This is a genomic window from Sinomicrobium halophytocola, assembly GCF_052983395.1.
In genome coordinates, this window is record NZ_JBRKIT010000028.1 from 43738 (window position 1) to 58586 (window position 14849).

The 14849-nt window shown below is 43.4% G+C and carries 11 protein-coding genes; 4 read left to right on the forward strand and 7 right to left on the reverse strand.

Annotation, left to right across the window (positions count from 1 at the left end; all coding sequences use genetic code 11):
- Positions 1 to 42: 42 nt before the first annotated feature.
- The 5 genes from ACVBDY_RS11115 to ACVBDY_RS11135 all read right to left on the reverse strand — a co-directional run bounded on the left by ACVBDY_RS11115 (position 43) and on the right by ACVBDY_RS11135 (position 6480).
- The gene (locus ACVBDY_RS11115; protein ID WP_447175555.1) at positions 43 to 834 is read right to left on the reverse strand and encodes an ABC transporter substrate-binding protein; all 792 of its coding nucleotides are present in this window, start codon (positions 832 to 834) and stop codon (positions 43 to 45) included.
- A gap of 24 nt (positions 835 to 858) precedes the next feature.
- On the reverse strand, positions 859 to 1671 hold the full coding sequence (gene pyrF / locus ACVBDY_RS11120) for an orotidine-5'-phosphate decarboxylase (RefSeq protein WP_447175556.1): 813 nt from the start codon (positions 1669 to 1671) through the stop codon (positions 859 to 861).
- A 109-nt stretch (positions 1672 to 1780) separates the two neighbouring features.
- Complete coding sequence (prfA, locus tag ACVBDY_RS11125) at positions 1781 to 2854, reverse strand: peptide chain release factor 1 (protein ID WP_447175557.1); 1074 nt, start codon at positions 2852 to 2854, stop codon at positions 1781 to 1783.
- Positions 2855 to 2968: 114 nt separating this feature from the next.
- Complete coding sequence (locus ACVBDY_RS11130) at positions 2969 to 4147, reverse strand: AIR synthase related protein (RefSeq protein WP_447175558.1); 1179 nt, start codon at positions 4145 to 4147, stop codon at positions 2969 to 2971.
- Positions 4148 to 4293: 146 nt separating this feature from the next.
- The gene (locus ACVBDY_RS11135; protein ID WP_447175559.1) at positions 4294 to 6480 is read right to left on the reverse strand and encodes a glutamine synthetase III family protein; all 2187 of its coding nucleotides are present in this window, start codon (positions 6478 to 6480) and stop codon (positions 4294 to 4296) included.
- Positions 6481 to 6993: 513 nt separating this feature from the next.
- Here ACVBDY_RS11135 and ACVBDY_RS11140 point away from each other — a divergent pair.
- On the forward strand, positions 6994 to 8025 hold the full coding sequence (locus ACVBDY_RS11140) for a glutamine synthetase beta-grasp domain-containing protein (protein ID WP_447175560.1): 1032 nt from the start codon (positions 6994 to 6996) through the stop codon (positions 8023 to 8025).
- Between the two features lie 208 nt (positions 8026 to 8233).
- On the opposite strand, the gene ACVBDY_RS11145 is transcribed toward ACVBDY_RS11140, so the two are convergent.
- Positions 8234 to 9172, reverse strand: coding sequence for a calcium/sodium antiporter (locus tag ACVBDY_RS11145; protein ID WP_447175561.1), 939 nt, complete (start codon positions 9170 to 9172; stop codon positions 8234 to 8236).
- Between the two features lie 115 nt (positions 9173 to 9287).
- Between ACVBDY_RS11145 and ACVBDY_RS11150 the strand changes: the two genes are divergently transcribed.
- Entirely contained in the window at positions 9288 to 10274 is a 987-nt protein-coding gene (locus ACVBDY_RS11150; protein WP_447175562.1) for a bile acid:sodium symporter family protein, read from the forward strand.
- Positions 10275 to 10625: 351 nt separating this feature from the next.
- The gene (locus ACVBDY_RS11155) at positions 10626 to 11726 is read left to right on the forward strand and encodes an OmpA family protein (protein WP_447175563.1); all 1101 of its coding nucleotides are present in this window, start codon (positions 10626 to 10628) and stop codon (positions 11724 to 11726) included.
- Positions 11727 to 11985: 259 nt separating this feature from the next.
- Here the strand turns inward: ACVBDY_RS11155 and ACVBDY_RS11160 are convergent, their stop codons facing one another.
- On the reverse strand, positions 11986 to 13113 hold the full coding sequence (locus ACVBDY_RS11160; protein ID WP_447175564.1) for a TlpA family protein disulfide reductase: 1128 nt from the start codon (positions 13111 to 13113) through the stop codon (positions 11986 to 11988).
- Positions 13114 to 13510: 397 nt separating this feature from the next.
- Here ACVBDY_RS11160 and ACVBDY_RS11165 point away from each other — a divergent pair, with 397 nt between their 5' ends.
- Positions 13511 to 14791 carry a D-alanyl-D-alanine carboxypeptidase gene (locus ACVBDY_RS11165; RefSeq protein WP_447175565.1) on the forward strand — a complete coding sequence of 427 codons (1281 nt, stop codon included), beginning with the start codon at positions 13511 to 13513 and terminating at the stop codon, positions 14789 to 14791.
- Positions 14792 to 14849: the final 58 nt, after the last annotated feature.

A 14849-nucleotide genomic window follows, 5' to 3' on the forward strand; every position in this document is an offset into this window, starting at 1 on the left:
GCCACCGGCATAAAACCTGCACTTCTCCGAGAGCGAACATTGTTATAACCGCTCTCTTAGCATTTTGAAGTAATCGAAAGCTTTTACAAGACGGGATCCGTACCAGCTGAACATCTCTCCGTCTACAAATACTGTTTTGGCATGATGGGTAAAACGTCCGACTTCGAATGCGTGTTCTTCTTTGAACGGGTAAGGCTCTGATGAGAGAAAAACCAGCTCAGGGTCTCCTTCCAACCGCATTTTCTTTAATTCCACCGCCGGGTAGCGCTCTTTATTTCCGTATATATTCTTAAAGCCGTTCAGCGTAAGTAAATGATCTATAAAAGTATTTGCTCCTGCCACCATCCAGGGTTCACGCCAGATAAAATAGGCTGTCTTCAGTACGGGTTTATACGCTACATATTCCCGGAAGTCCCGGAGTCTATATACTATTTTATTAATAACACGGGATGCATCCATCCGGCAAGAGAATATTTCCCCGTACTCCCGGATCAGTTCCAGGGAATCGTCTATGGTAAAAATATCCGAAACATGTACAGGCGCTATTTTTTCCAGTTCCTCCACCATCTCCCTGGTATTCTCCTCTTTATTACATAAGATAATATCCGGTTGCAGTTCCCGGATCCGGTCAAACTTCACCTTTTTAGTCCCCCCCACAATGGTTTTAAGGGACCGGAAGTGATAAGGGTGCACACAAAATTTAGTAATTCCCACAACTTTATCTTCCAGTCCGAGATCGAATAGCAATTCTGTCTGGGAAGGTACCAAAGACACAATGCGTTTTGGTACTTTTCCCAGAATAATTTTCCGCTGTAACTGATCTTTAATAACCAATGAAATCAGACTTTTCGGGGTTTATCAGGGCATAACGGCAGCCATTACCGACTGTATTTTCTCCGCTTCTGCTTTTGCAGCTTCGGCAAAATCCGTTCCGCCGGAAGCATATATAATACCTCTGGCAGAGTTCACCAGCAAACCTATATTATCGGTCATGCCGTATTTGCAAACTTCCTCAAGGCTCCCTCCTTGTGCGCCAATACCGGGTACCAGCAAAAAACTGTCCGGTACAATACGCCGGATATCTTCCAGGTATTCTGCTTTGGTAGCTCCTACCACATACATCAGGTTATGACTGTTTTTCCACTTCCCGGAAGTTTCCAGTACCTGTTTATATAATTCCTTACCCTCCACATCTTTCGTCTGAAAGTCGAAAGCCCCATGGTTAGAGGTCAATGCAAGTAATATGGTGTGCTTGTCTTCAAATTCCAGAAAAGGTTCTACGGAATCTTTTCCCATATACGGGGCTACCGTAACCGAATCAAACCCGAGATCTTCAAAAAATGCTTTGGCATACATGGCAGAAGTATTGCCGATATCACCTCTTTTGGCATCGGCTATGGTAAACACTTCCGGATGATTTTCATTCAGATAATCTATCGTCTTCCGCAAGGCTTCCCAGCCTCTTATTCCGTAGGCTTCATAAAAAGCGATGTTGGGTTTATAGGCAACGGTTACATGACAGGTAGCATCGATAATTGCCTTATTAAATGCAAATATGGGATCTTCTCCTTCCAGCAGGTGCGCAGGGATCTTTTGCAAATCTACATCGAGCCCCACACAGAGAAAGGATCTCTTCCGGTGTATTTGTTGTATCAGTTCTTGTGTTGTCATGCCGTATCGTATGGTTAATAAAATGCCGCACTTCAAAATACTTGCGGTGCGGCATCACTGTTTTATATATCCTTATATTTTCGTTTGTTCAACGGTATTTATGCTTTGATTAAAATACGTCGCCTTCTTTCAGTTTTTCGGTGTTTTCGGCAAGTTTTAATTCTTCGATGATCTTGCCGATGTCCCCGTTTATAATATTCTGAAGGTCGTAAAGTGTCAGCCCTATCCTGTGATCGGTAACCCTTCCCTGCGGATAGTTATACGTTCGTATTTTGGCGCTCCTGTCCCCGCTTGAAACCATACTCTTCCGCTTCACTGCATCAGCTTCCTGTTTCTTGGCAAGTTCTCTTTCATACAACCGGGAACGCAATACCTTGATCGCTTTTTCGAGGTTTTTATGCTGGGATTTTTCGTCCTGGCAACGCACTTCTATCCCTGTGGGAATATGTTGCAACTGGATCGCGGAATAGGTAGTGTTTACCGATTGTCCTCCGGGCCCGGTCGATGTCGTACGGATGATCTTCACATCGCCCATATCCAGTTCCACATCAAATTCTTCCGCTTCGGGAAGCACCATCACGGTTGCCGCCGAGGTATGTACTCGTCCCTGTGTCTCGGTTTGCGGCACACGCTGTACGCGGTGTACCCCTGCTTCGAATTTCAGGTTTCCGTAAACATCCTCGCCGTTAACTTCAAATATGACCTCTTTAAATCCTCCGGAAGTGCCTTCGTTAAAATCCACTACATTAACCTTCCATCCTCGGCTCTCGCAATACTTGGTATACATACGGTACAGGTCGCCAGCAAAAATGGACGCTTCGTCGCCACCGGTACCCGCACGGATCTCCATCATGCCGTTTTTAACATCTTCCGGATCTTTGGGGATAAGCAGGTATTTTATTTCCTCTTCCAATCCAGGGAGTTGCTCCCTGGCCTCTTCCAACTGCATTTTTGCCATTTCCACCATTTCGGCATCACTGCCATCCGCAATGATCTCTTCGGCTTCGGCAATATTATCCAGTACGGCCTTATATTCCTCCCGTTTATCCACGATGCCTTTCAGGTCCTTGTACTCCTTGTTCAGTTGCACATAACGCTTCTGGTCGGCTATGATATCGGGCTGTATGATAAGATCTGAAACCTCATCAAAACGCTGTTTTACTATGTTTAACCTGTCTAACATTTAGATTTACGATTTTAGATTGACGACCGGCAACTTCCGGTATTTGGTTCCCGTACCCATCGTCAATAAACCTGTGGTTCATTCGGTTGGCAAAATTACGATATTTTTATCAGACTAATATTCGAACGTCCCGAATTCGCTTTCTATAGTAAGTTTTTTGTGGTCCGCGGCTTCCACTCTTCCCACAACCTGTGCATCTACCCCGAAAGACTTCGAAACAGCAATGATATCTTCTGCTATTTCCGCATCTACATAGAGTTCCATCCGGTGGCCGCAATTAAATACCTGGTACATTTCTTTCCAGTCCGTACCCGATTGCTGCTGTATGAGCCGGAACAGCGGGGGAACTTTAAAAAGATTGTCTTTTACGATATGCAGATTTTCTACAAAATGGAGAATCTTGGTCTGCGCCCCGCCACTGCAATGTACCATGCCGTGGATATCGCCGGGAGTGTATTTTTTCAATATTTTTTTGATGACAGGCGCATAGGTCCTTGTGGGAGACAATACCAGTTTTCCGGCATCCAACGGTGATCCTTCTACCGGATCAGTAAGTTTTACCCCACCGGAGTATACCAGATCGGAGGGTACGGACGGATCGAAACTTTCGGGATATTTTTCCGCAAGGTACTTTGCAAACACATCGTGCCTTGCCGAGGTAAGGCCATTGCTCCCCATACCACCATTATAAGCTTTCTCGTACTTTGCCTGCCCGAAAGAGGCCAGCCCTACGATAAGATTGCCAGCTTTTATATTGGCATTGTCAATAACATTTTTTCGCGGCATCCTGGCTGTTACTGTGGAATCCACGATAATAGTCCGTACCAGGTCGCCTACGTCGGCGGTTTCTCCACCGGTAGCATGTATTTTAACTCCGAACTCGGCGAGTTCAGCTATGAGTTCTTCCGTGCCGTTTATGATCGCGGAGATCACTTCGCCGGGCACCAGGTTTTTGTTCCTGCCTATGGTCGAAGACAGCAATATATTATCTGTGGCACCTACACACAACAGATCGTCTATGTTCATAATGAGTGCGTCCTGGGCAATCCCTTTCCACACGGAAATGTCTCCTGTTTCTTTCCAGTACAGATATGCCAGGGACGATTTGGTCCCCGCCCCGTCCGCATGCATGATCAGGCAGCTTTCTTCATCGTTGGTGAGGTAATCGGGAACTATCTTGCAAAAGGCTTTGGGAAAAAGTCCTTTATCGATATTTTTTATGGCATTGTGTACGTCTTCCTTAGAGGCCGAAACGCCTCTCCGGGAATATCTCTTACTTACCGAAGAACTCATAAATAATGTCGTTTGGCGCAAAAATACATAATTTCATGCTGATCCCGGATGATTTTATCGCGGATTTCACCCGTATGTTTCTATAAAAAAACGGGGAGACCCTGCTTTTGCAAAATCTCCCCGTCGGGCAAAGTTTAAAATCTGTGTTATTTGATAAACAGAAGTTCCCTGTATTTGGTAAGGGTCCATAACTCGTCATCCACAAGCAGTTCCAGTTTATCGCAGTGGTATCGTATTTCATCAAAGTACGGCTTCACTTTTTCGCAGTATGCTTCCGCTTTAAGTTCGGCACTGGTAATAACGTTGGCTTTTTTACGCTCTTCGGTCATGGCTGTGACCTTGGAATTGATCTCGGCAATGTGCTCGGAAATCTCTTCGATAAGATCCAATTGCTCAGACGCTACTTTTTTGAAGTTGGTACCGAAAACATCTTTGAGTCCTTTAACGTTGTCAATAAGGATATTCTGATAACGGATCGCTGTAGGAATAACATGGTTTCGTGCAATATCGCCCAGTACCCGGCCTTCTATCTGCACTTTCATGGTGTATTCTTCCAGTTCTATTTCGTGCCGTGCTTTTACCTCCACTTTGCTCATCACCTTCATTTCTTCGAACAGGGAAATGGCTTTCTTCGATACCATAGCCTTAAGTGCCGACGGCGTGGTCTTATTGTTACTGAGTCCGCGGCGTGTGGCTTCTTTTTCCCATGCTGCGCTGTACCCGTCTCCCTCAAAACGTATTCTTCTTGAGGACTTGATATATTCACGCAGTACGTTAAATATCGCTTCGTCTTTCTTCAGTTTCTTTTTGGCGATAAGGGCATCCACCTCTTTCTTGAATTCGATAAGCTGTTTTGCCACAATAGTATTGAGGACTGTCATCGGCTTACCGCAGTTGGCTTTGGACCCTACGGCACGAAGCTCGAACTTGTTTCCTGTAAAAGCAAAGGGAGAAGTTCTGTTACGATCGGTATTATCCAGCAATATTTCCGGAATTTTCCCAACAACATTCAGTTTAAGGTCGGTTTTTTCCTCGGGAGACAGTTTACCGGTAGACACATCTTCCAGTTCGTCCAGAACCCGGGTAAGCTGCTCTCCTATAAATACGGATATAATAGCAGGGGGCGCTTCATTAGCTCCGAGCCTGTGGTCATTTGTAGCCGAAGCCACAGAGGCACGGATCAGTTCTTCATATTCGTTTACCGCTTTTATGGTGTTGATAAAGAAGGTAAGGAACTGCAGGTTTTTCATCGGGGTGCTTCCGGGACCCAACAGGTTTATACCGGTATTGGTTGCCAGCGACCAGTTGTTGTGTTTTCCGGAACCGTTGATACCGGAAAACGGCTTTTCATGAAACAACACCTTAAAGTAATGCCTGTCCGCTGTTTTGTCCATTACGTCCATTAACAGGGAGTTGTGGTCCACAGCCAAACTTGCTTCTTCAAAAATAGGTGCAAGTTCAAACTGGTTTGGCGCTACTTCATTGTGACGTGTTTTTACGGGAATCCCGAGTTTCATACATTCGATCTCCAGGTCACGCATAAAGTTCACCACCCTGTTAGGGATAGATCCGAAATAATGATCATCCAGCTGCTGTCCTTTTGCTGCAGAGTGCCCCAGCAACATTCTTCCTGCCTGAATAAGGTCCGGTCTTGTATAGGCAAGAGCCTTGTCTATGAGAAAATATTCCTGCTCCCAGCCGAGGGTTGCGGTAACTTTGGTTACGTTCTTATCAAAATATTTTGCAACGTCGGTGGCTGCATTGTCTATTGCCTGTAACGCTCTTAAAAGCGGCGCTTTGTTATCCAGGGCCTCTCCCGTATAAGCTACGAATACCGTAGGAATGCAAAGTGTCCCTCCGTAAATGAACGCCGGAGAGGTAGGGTCCCATGCCGTATATCCCCGGGCTTCGAAAGTATTACGGATACCTCCGTTGGGAAAGCTGGATGCGTCGGGTTCCTGCTGTACCAGCTGACTTCCGTCAAATTTCTCCATTGCCATTCCTCCACCTATGGTTTCAAAGAAAGCATCGTGCTTTTCGGCAGTAGCCCCGGTGAGGGGCTGGAACCAGTGCGTATAGTGTGTGGCATTTTTGGAAAGTGCCCAGTCTTTCATCCCCGCAGCTACCTGGTTTGCTATTTTCCGGTTTATTTTTTCTCCAAATTCAATGGCATTCATGACGCTGACAAAAGCTTCTTTCGTCATAAATTGCCGCATCGCCGTTTCATTGAAAACATTTTCTCCGAACAACTCCGAGCGCTTTACTGTCTCCTGCACCGGAATTGCCGTTCTGCCAAAAGTTTCCTGAATAGCCATAAATCTGATTGTTGCCATATTTCTTTATTGGTTATTGTTTCTGTTCTGTTTCGTTTTTTACACCATATTATATATACAAAAATTTCACTCTCCTAGTTTCAGGGATTTTAACCTCTGAGAACCATTGACTTCCTTTTTTCTGTAAAAACCATCCGGAGCTGATCTTTCCCATTTCTGTATTTGAACCCAAATATATAAAAATACCGCAACAAAAATGCCTTTTTTTTGAACACCCCCGGCAACAAATACCGGTTTGAACAAAAAAAACTCAATCCGTTATATTTTAACCCCCCGATACCACAATTAAAGTTTTTTTTGTTTTAAAATTAAATTACTTTAAAGATTAATCAAAAAGACATTATATAAAATAAATAATATTCAACACCCCCCTTTTTTTAATAGGGTATATTCAAAAATAATCTGTTACAAACCCCACAACCCCCATTAAGTTTACATAGTATAAAAAAAAATATTAATTTTACACCACTATACCGACATATATTTAGTGTTCAATTTAAATTATGAAATGATATGAGCAGAGCTAAACTTGAGTACATTTGGTTAGATGGTTATGTACCGACGCAGAGCTTAAGGAGTAAGACAAAAATCGTTAGTGATTTTTCCGGTAAACTGGAAGATTGTGAAATATGGTCTTTTGACGGTTCTTCAACAGAACAGGCAGAAGGTAATTCTTCCGACTGTTTGCTAAAGCCCGTTTTTATTTGCCCCGATCCGCAGAGAAAAAATGCCTACCTGGTAATGTGTGAAGTATTGAACCCTGACGGAACTGCACACGTCTCTAACGGAAGAGCTAGTATAGATGATGATGACAATGACTTCTGGTTTGGTTTCGAGCAGGAGTATTTCCTTTGGAATCCCGAAACTAACAAACCTCTCGGTTTCCCTGCCAACGGTTATCCTGCACCACAAGGACAATACTATTGTTCCGTTGGTGCCAACAACGCTTACGGAAGAGAGATCGTTGAAGAGCACCTGGACGTATGCCTGGAAGCCGGACTTAATGTAGAAGGTATCAACGCAGAGGTTGCTGCCGGACAATGGGAGTTCCAGATATTCGCCAAAGGCGCTGCCGAAGCCGGTGACCAAATATGGGTAGCCCGCTATTTCCTCGAAAGAATTTGTGAAAAATACGGTATTTCAGTAAACTGGCACCCAAAACCGCTCGGACAACTCGACTGGAACGGAAGTGGTATGCATGCCAACTTCTCTAACTCTATATTGAGAACTTGTGGTGATAAAAAAGCTTACGAAAGCATCTGTGAAGCATTCCGCCCTGTAGTTACCGAGCATATTGAGGTTTACGGAGCTTATAATGACCAACGACTGACCGGTAAGCATGAAACTGCCTCTATCACCGATTTCAGCTACGGAGTATCTGACCGTGGCGCTTCCATACGTATTCCTATCGGAACCGTAGAGCGTGGCTGGAAAGGATGGCTGGAAGACAGGAGACCGGCATCTAATGGTGATCCGTATAAAATTGCAGCAAGAATCATCAAAACGGTAAAATCCGTTGAAGTAAGTAACGCTGTTGCCGTGTAAATTGCAACAGTGAATAATTCTGTTTTTTGTGTATAATTAAAAACGCCGGCTAACTTTCTTTGATTGCCGGCGTTTTTTATGTTATATCATTACCTTCTTTTCTATCTTTCCCTTGATACAGGACGAATAGAAACACCCCGTTTGCTGTTGCTGATCTTGGTCTGTAGAGTAACGTGTAATTGTCAAGCACAATCCTTTCAAACAGAGCTTACAGCGTAAGATAAACAAAGGCTATATAGAAACCCAGCAGAATAACTCCTTCCGGTTTTCCCAGTCTCATTTTCTTAGGCATAAACACCAGTGGTAATATTATAAATGCATAGCCCAGCATCCAATACAGATCACTGTTTATAAGTCTCGCATCTTTTGCCTGTATAGGTGTTATCATGGCTGTGATACCAAGTACCGCCAGAATATTAAAGATATTGGAACCTATAAGATTACCGAGGGATATAGCCTTTTCTTTTCGCAATACCGCCATTATAGAAGCCGCAAGTTCAGGGATACTGGTACCGACGGAAACTACGGTAACAGCAATTACCCGTTCACTCACCCCATAGTATTCGGCCATACCTACGGCCCCGCGTATCAATAACTCCGAACCTCCCCACAATGCAGCTCCTCCGACCAGCAGAAAAAGAAGTATTTTTCCTGTTCCGGGAATCTTATCGGCCATCTCGGATACTTCGTCGGGCACTTCATTATCACTTTTGTTACGGAACATCAACAGGATAAACAGTATCAACAGCGTAAATAACACTATACCTTCCCAGCGCTGTAGGGCACCGTCAAAAAAGATAAAACCGTAAAAAAACAGTGAGGCCAGCATCATACACGGCCAATCTGTCTTAAAAAAACTTTTCTGAACAGTTATAGAAGACAGTAAGACCGTAAGTCCCAGTACCAGGCCAAGATTGGCTATATTGGACCCCACTACATTCCCCAACGCAATATCCGGAAATCCGTCAAGGGCGGACTTTACACTTACAATTAATTCCGGAGCGGAAGTAGCAAAGGACACCACGGTCATCCCTATGACCATTCGGGGAATACGTAATCGTAAAGACATTCCTACCGCAGCGCGAAGCAACCAATCCCCTCCAAATACCAGCAGGACCAAACCTATAACTATAAATGCAATATCCATACTTGTTTTTTTACCAATTGCGAATATAGGACTTTTGCTTTTAGGAGAAAACAAGAGGTATTCATTTGCCCCCGAACCTATCATTTATCTATTTTTACATCATTAAAAAAATGCTATGAGATTCAAAACGGACCCATTTGTACTTGCCCTGATATCAAGTATTATTACTGCCTACTTATTTCCGGAAGCGGGAATAGAAGGAAGCAACTTCCCCATAAAGACCATAAGCAGCATAGGGATTTCTCTTATCTTCTTTTTCTACGGATTAAAACTAAGCCCGGACAAGATAAAAAAAGGACTGAACAACTGGAAGCTACATCTGGTAGTACAACTGTCCACTTTTGTCTTGTTCCCCCTGCTTGTACTGCCTTTTTATCCTTTTATGCAAAATGCCGAACAGCATACTTTATGGCTTGCCGTTTTTTTCCTTGCATCACTGCCTTCTACGGTATCTTCATCGGTAGTCATGGTATCTATGGCTAAGGGCAATATTCCCGCGGCAATATTCAACGCCAGCCTTTCCGGGATCATCGGTATACTTATCACCCCCTTGTGGATAACCTCTTTCCTGGAACAAGCGAATACCGATATGGATTTCGGGCATATATACACGCAGCTGGCTATTGAAGTTATTATTCCGGTAATCCTGGGAATCTTACTCCAACCCCTGGGTGGAAGGATAGCCAACCGGTACAGCAAACAACTCAGTTTTTTCGACAAGAGTATAATTCTGCTTATCGTTTATAAAAGTTTTGCAGGATCTTTTTATTCCGGTATCTTCAACCAGATACAGTGGCACGATATACTGCTCCTGATCGGTATTGTCCTTTCCCTTTTCTTTACAGCTTACGGACTTATCTATATTCTCTCCGGGATACTTCGTTTCAACCGCGAAGACCGCATTACAGCACTTTTCTGCGGGTCTAAAAAATCGCTTGTTCACGGCACCGTAATGTCTAAGGTGTTGTTTTACAAGATGAGTACCGGAGGAATCATCCTGCTCCCGCTTATGATTTATCACGGGTTGCAAATACTTATCATAAGTATTATTGCTTCCAAACTTGCGGGAAAAGCTTTAGCCGAAGAACAAAAAGATCAATAGCGAACAGTAAAAGATCATCCGAAAGAATCCGGAATAGAACCTTCTTCCCGCTCACTTCACGCCCATTGGACACACTTTTCAGAGCACAATACAGCATTTAATAATTTTCTTTCATTAAAATTGCGTTATTTTCCGGTTAATTTTTTAACACCAATCTTCAGGTAAAACACCTAAATACACCTATAAAACAGTCGAATACAATCATTATACACATTTAATCGTACAAACACAGCACTTAGTCGATAAAATCTCCTATTTGCGACAATCAAAAAAAAGTGTTAATTTTAACAAGTACCTTTGTGAGAAGGTGACAATTATTAGGTCAAAAACAAATCCATAAAAAGATTAAATATGAAAACAAATTTCCTCCTGTTATCCGTTTTTTTCGCAGCTACCTTTGGTGCGGCCGCACAGGGCCTGCCCGAAAACCCGGACCCAGGTAAATGTTACGTAAAATGTATTACCAAAGATGAGTTTGAAGAAGTGGAAGAAACAGTAGAGATCCATCCTGCTTACTCCAAACTCGAAGTGGTTCCCGCTACGTACAAAACCGTTGAAGAACGCGTATTGGTCAAAGAGGCCAGTAAAAAACTGGTATATGTCCCTGCCGTATATGAAACCGTTGAAGTTCCCTACATCGAAAAAGAAGGAAGGACCGACCTGGAAATTGTACCTGCTTCTTTTGGTGATGACACCAAGACCTTTGAAGTGTATCCCCAGACTTCCGGATGGGAATACCAGACTCTCGAAGATTGTCCTTCATCAAATAAAGAAGACTGTATTACCGCATGTTTTGTAGAATATCCTCCTCAAAGCCAGGATGTAGCTATTACTACACTGGTAAAAGATGCGGGAACAAACAATGTCCCGGTTCCGGAAGAAAATGCTACTTACACCAAAGAAGTGATCAAGGAACCCGCCCGTATGGATGAAGTGGAAATACCTGCGGAATACGCTACCATAACGAGGCAAGTTGTAGAAACACCTGCTACTACCACCAGCATTAATGTTCCGGCAGAATACTCTACGGTTACCAAAACCGTACTGACGAAAAAAGGTGGTATTACTACCTGGGAGGAAATTGACTGTAAACTGCTCAATCCTACCATACTTCCTATATTCTATGAATATAACAGTGCCAGGCTTACCCCCGACTCCAAAACGATCATTGACGAAAGATTGCTCCCTATCCTGAAGGAAAAGAATGTGAGCATAGAATTAATGTCCCATACCGATTCCAGGGGTAATGACGATTACAACATGGCCCTGTCCCAGCAACGTGCCGAGTCCGTAGTAAACTACCTCGTTTCCAAAGGTATTTCCAGGAGCAGGCTCATCGCCAGGGGTTATGGTGAAACCAGGCTGGTAAACCGTTGCTCAAACGATGTGGAATGTTCCGAAGCCGAACATCAAAAAAACAGAAGAACAGAATTCCGTATATTAGGTAACTAATAACAAAGGATACCCATAACATTATTTAAAGACTGTCTGAAAAGGCAGTCTTTTTTAGTATTAGATAAGCCGGAGGAAATACGGATAAATATCATTTCCGGGATATTTTATTCCGGTTATTTTATAACAGGCAACATGAAACAAAACCAAAGGACGGGTGGAACATCCTCAAAGAGTGGATGAAGAACCACTACTCCTCCTTTTAATTCAGCAACCTGATGAGGAGAAGGAAAAGGTTAGGCATATAAACCCTCAATCCTTACCGCAGTATAATAACCTTGTAAACTGCGATGTCTTTTATCACATCTATGCCATACGTATCTTTTAACTGATCTTTCATCAGATCAAAAAAGCGATATTGCAGCTTCCAGTCGCGCGGTACATGATCTTCATAAGAACTTACCACAGGAATCCCCAGGGCACTGCCGAGTTCAGTAAGAAAGTCCCCGAAAGTAACATTATCTGCCTGTATCTGCATATCATCTACCAGGAACCTGGGGGAATCCCTTCCCCAATCCAGTTGATCGGCATTCCATAACCCGGACGGATCGTTGACCTCCAATCGGTATACCTCTCCTTCTTTATTGAGAACATGCTCGGAAATTCCGGATTTGTCATAAACATACTTCAATATTTGTTCCGGATCATTTTTCCATATCCCGGTCAGGGCATAAACTTCCGTAAAGTTGTTTTTATCTTCACGGACTTCTACCTGAATTGCCGATACTTTTTTCAGTAAAGCTACCAGTTCATCCGTCTTTCCTCCGAAATAAGTGTATTCCCCTTTTTCGTACATCAGGTTTTGTCCGGATTTCCCTCCGGAGATAAAGACTTCCACAGGTTGTTCGGGACGATACATCACCGAAGGAGTTCCTTCCTGATCCATTTCCGCGGAAACATCCACTATCTCCGAAAAACGCTTCCCTCCCCTGTGGCGGTTCCGCTTTATAAAAGACCGTAACCTGTTTTCGGTGAGGTCTGCCGGATGTCCTTTCCATACTATTTCTCCCCTGCCGTCATATAATACCCCATAAGGCAATGCGGTAATACCGTGTTTCAAAAAAGTCTCGCCGTCCTTATCCAATGCAATGGCCAACCGGGAAGGGTGCTTGGGCATAAAACGCATTACCACGTCTTTAGACTCTTTAGTCAGGGAAACAGCATAAAAATCATTCGGAAATTGTTCCTGAAGTGTTTCCACATACTTACTGACATGAATACAGGGCTTGCACCAGGTAGCCCAGAAATCGACGAAGATCAATTTCCCGTCTTCCGGCTCCGCAAGCCTGGAAGCTTGTATGAATTCGCTAACTTTTACCTGGCCGTACATATGACCTGCCAGGCAAAGAAAAAGGTATAAAAAAATGTACTTTGTTTTCTTTTTCATAGAGTTTCGGATACAAATCCCATGCCGTAAAACAAATATAAGCTTTCGGAAGGGTTATCCTCCTTAAATTATTAACTCTTTAACTTTTACATTACAGCCATTTTCATCGGGCCATATCCATCCCCCTTCAGCATTAAAAAGGTGAGGAGGTATTGATAAATAATTCTGCCCGGCCGGGGAATTTACTCTTTAGTTAGTCAGAGGATACTAATCAACCTAATAACCAGGCCATATTTTTGCACTACTAAAGCCTGGGATTTTAGCCTCCAGACTAATAAAACGGCAGATAAATCATAAATATTATGGTGTCCCTTTAAAATTATTGCATCCCCTGTCCGGAAAAACAAAAAATTACATAACTTTCAATACAAATCACCGTTAAAATAACCTACTGACTATGTATCGTAAAATCTTTCCGTTCCTTTTTGTCCTTGTTTTTATTCTCTCCGGGTGTGGTGCCTCTAAAGGCATCCGTGTTAAAAAATATTTTGACGACAATTTTTTTGACCGGCAGTTTACAGGTTTCGCGCTTTATGATCCGGTTAAGGACAAAATGTTATATACTTATCAGGCCGACAAGTATTTTACTCCTGCTTCCAATACCAAGATATTTACCCTCTATACCGGCCTGCAGCTTCTGCCTGATTCCATACCGGCCCTTCATTATGCCACATCAGGAGACACTTTATATATAGAAGGTACGGGAAATCCTGCTTTCCTGCATTCGTACTTTAAGGACCGGTCGGTTCTCGACTTTCTGGAAAAACGTGAAGAACCGATAGCTTTATATTCCGATAATTTTTACGACGACCGGTTTGGTCCCGGATGGTCCTGGGGTGATTATCCGTATTACTATTCTCCCGAAAGAGGCGCATTCCCCATGTATGGCAATGTGTTAACGGTTTATAAAAACCGGGGAGAACTAAAAGCTGTTCCCGAATATTTTCAAAATGCCCTGAAAGGTCATGCAGATCCGCAACGGCCCCGAAACCTGCGTCAAAACACTTTTTATATACCACAAAATCTCAGGGATACCCTCGAAATTCCTTTTATACTAAGCCCGGATCTCACCCGCCAGTTATTATCCGACACCCTGAAAAAGAAAATTCATCCTGCACACACCACACTTCCCACTACCAAAAAAACCCTTTACAGCAAAATTGCTGCCGATAGTCTCTATCAAAGAATGATGTATGTGAGCGATAATTTTCTCGCCGAACAGATATTGCTCATGTCCGCTGCTGCCGTTTCGGACAGTCTCAACGGTAAAAAGGCGATAGATTATGTTCTGGACAGGTTTCTGCCGGGTATTCCGCAAAAGCCCCGGTGGGTAGATGGCTCCGGGCTATCCAGGTACAACTTGTTTACCCCGGAATCCATAGTTTATGTACTGAACAGGCTATACCATGAACAGCCCCGTGAAAGATTATTCCGCATTTTTGCCGCAGGAGGGCAATCCGGAACGTTGAAAGGGTTTTACAAAGGTGAAAACGGCATACCCTACCTTTACGCCAAGTCCGGTACTTTAAGCAATAATCACAACCTCAGCGGATATCTCCTGACCAGATCGGGAAGAGTATTGATATTCAGTTATATGAACAATCACTATATGCAACCTACCGGGGAGGTCAAAAAACGGATGGAAACCCTGTTACGGCATATACGTGACCATTATTAAAACATATCTCTTTTAACCTGATTAACCACAATTTACTATCAGGCAGAACCCTTCAGTT

Excerpts from the sequence above, each read along its gene's own strand:
- ACVBDY_RS11155 (WP_447175563.1), top strand. The coding sequence starts at position 10,626 with ATGAAAACAAATTTCCTCCTGTTATCCGTTTTTTTCGCAGCTACCTTT.
- ACVBDY_RS11165 (WP_447175565.1), top strand. The coding sequence starts at position 13,511 with ATGTATCGTAAAATCTTTCCGTTCCTTTTTGTCCTTGTTTTTATTCTC.
- ACVBDY_RS11135 (WP_447175559.1), bottom strand. The coding sequence starts at position 6,480 with ATGGCAACAATCAGATTTATGGCTATTCAGGAAACTTTTGGCAGAACG.
- ACVBDY_RS11160 (WP_447175564.1), bottom strand. The coding sequence starts at position 13,113 with ATGAAAAAGAAAACAAAGTACATTTTTTTATACCTTTTTCTTTGCCTG.
- ACVBDY_RS11140 (WP_447175560.1), top strand. The coding sequence starts at position 6,994 with ATGAGCAGAGCTAAACTTGAGTACATTTGGTTAGATGGTTATGTACCG.
- prfA (WP_447175557.1), bottom strand. The coding sequence starts at position 2,854 with ATGTTAGACAGGTTAAACATAGTAAAACAGCGTTTTGATGAGGTTTCA.
- ACVBDY_RS11145 (WP_447175561.1), bottom strand. The coding sequence starts at position 9,172 with ATGGATATTGCATTTATAGTTATAGGTTTGGTCCTGCTGGTATTTGGA.
- pyrF (WP_447175556.1), bottom strand. The coding sequence starts at position 1,671 with ATGACAACACAAGAACTGATACAACAAATACACCGGAAGAGATCCTTT.
- ACVBDY_RS11130 (WP_447175558.1), bottom strand. The coding sequence starts at position 4,147 with ATGAGTTCTTCGGTAAGTAAGAGATATTCCCGGAGAGGCGTTTCGGCC.
- ACVBDY_RS11150 (WP_447175562.1), top strand. The coding sequence starts at position 9,288 with ATGAGATTCAAAACGGACCCATTTGTACTTGCCCTGATATCAAGTATT.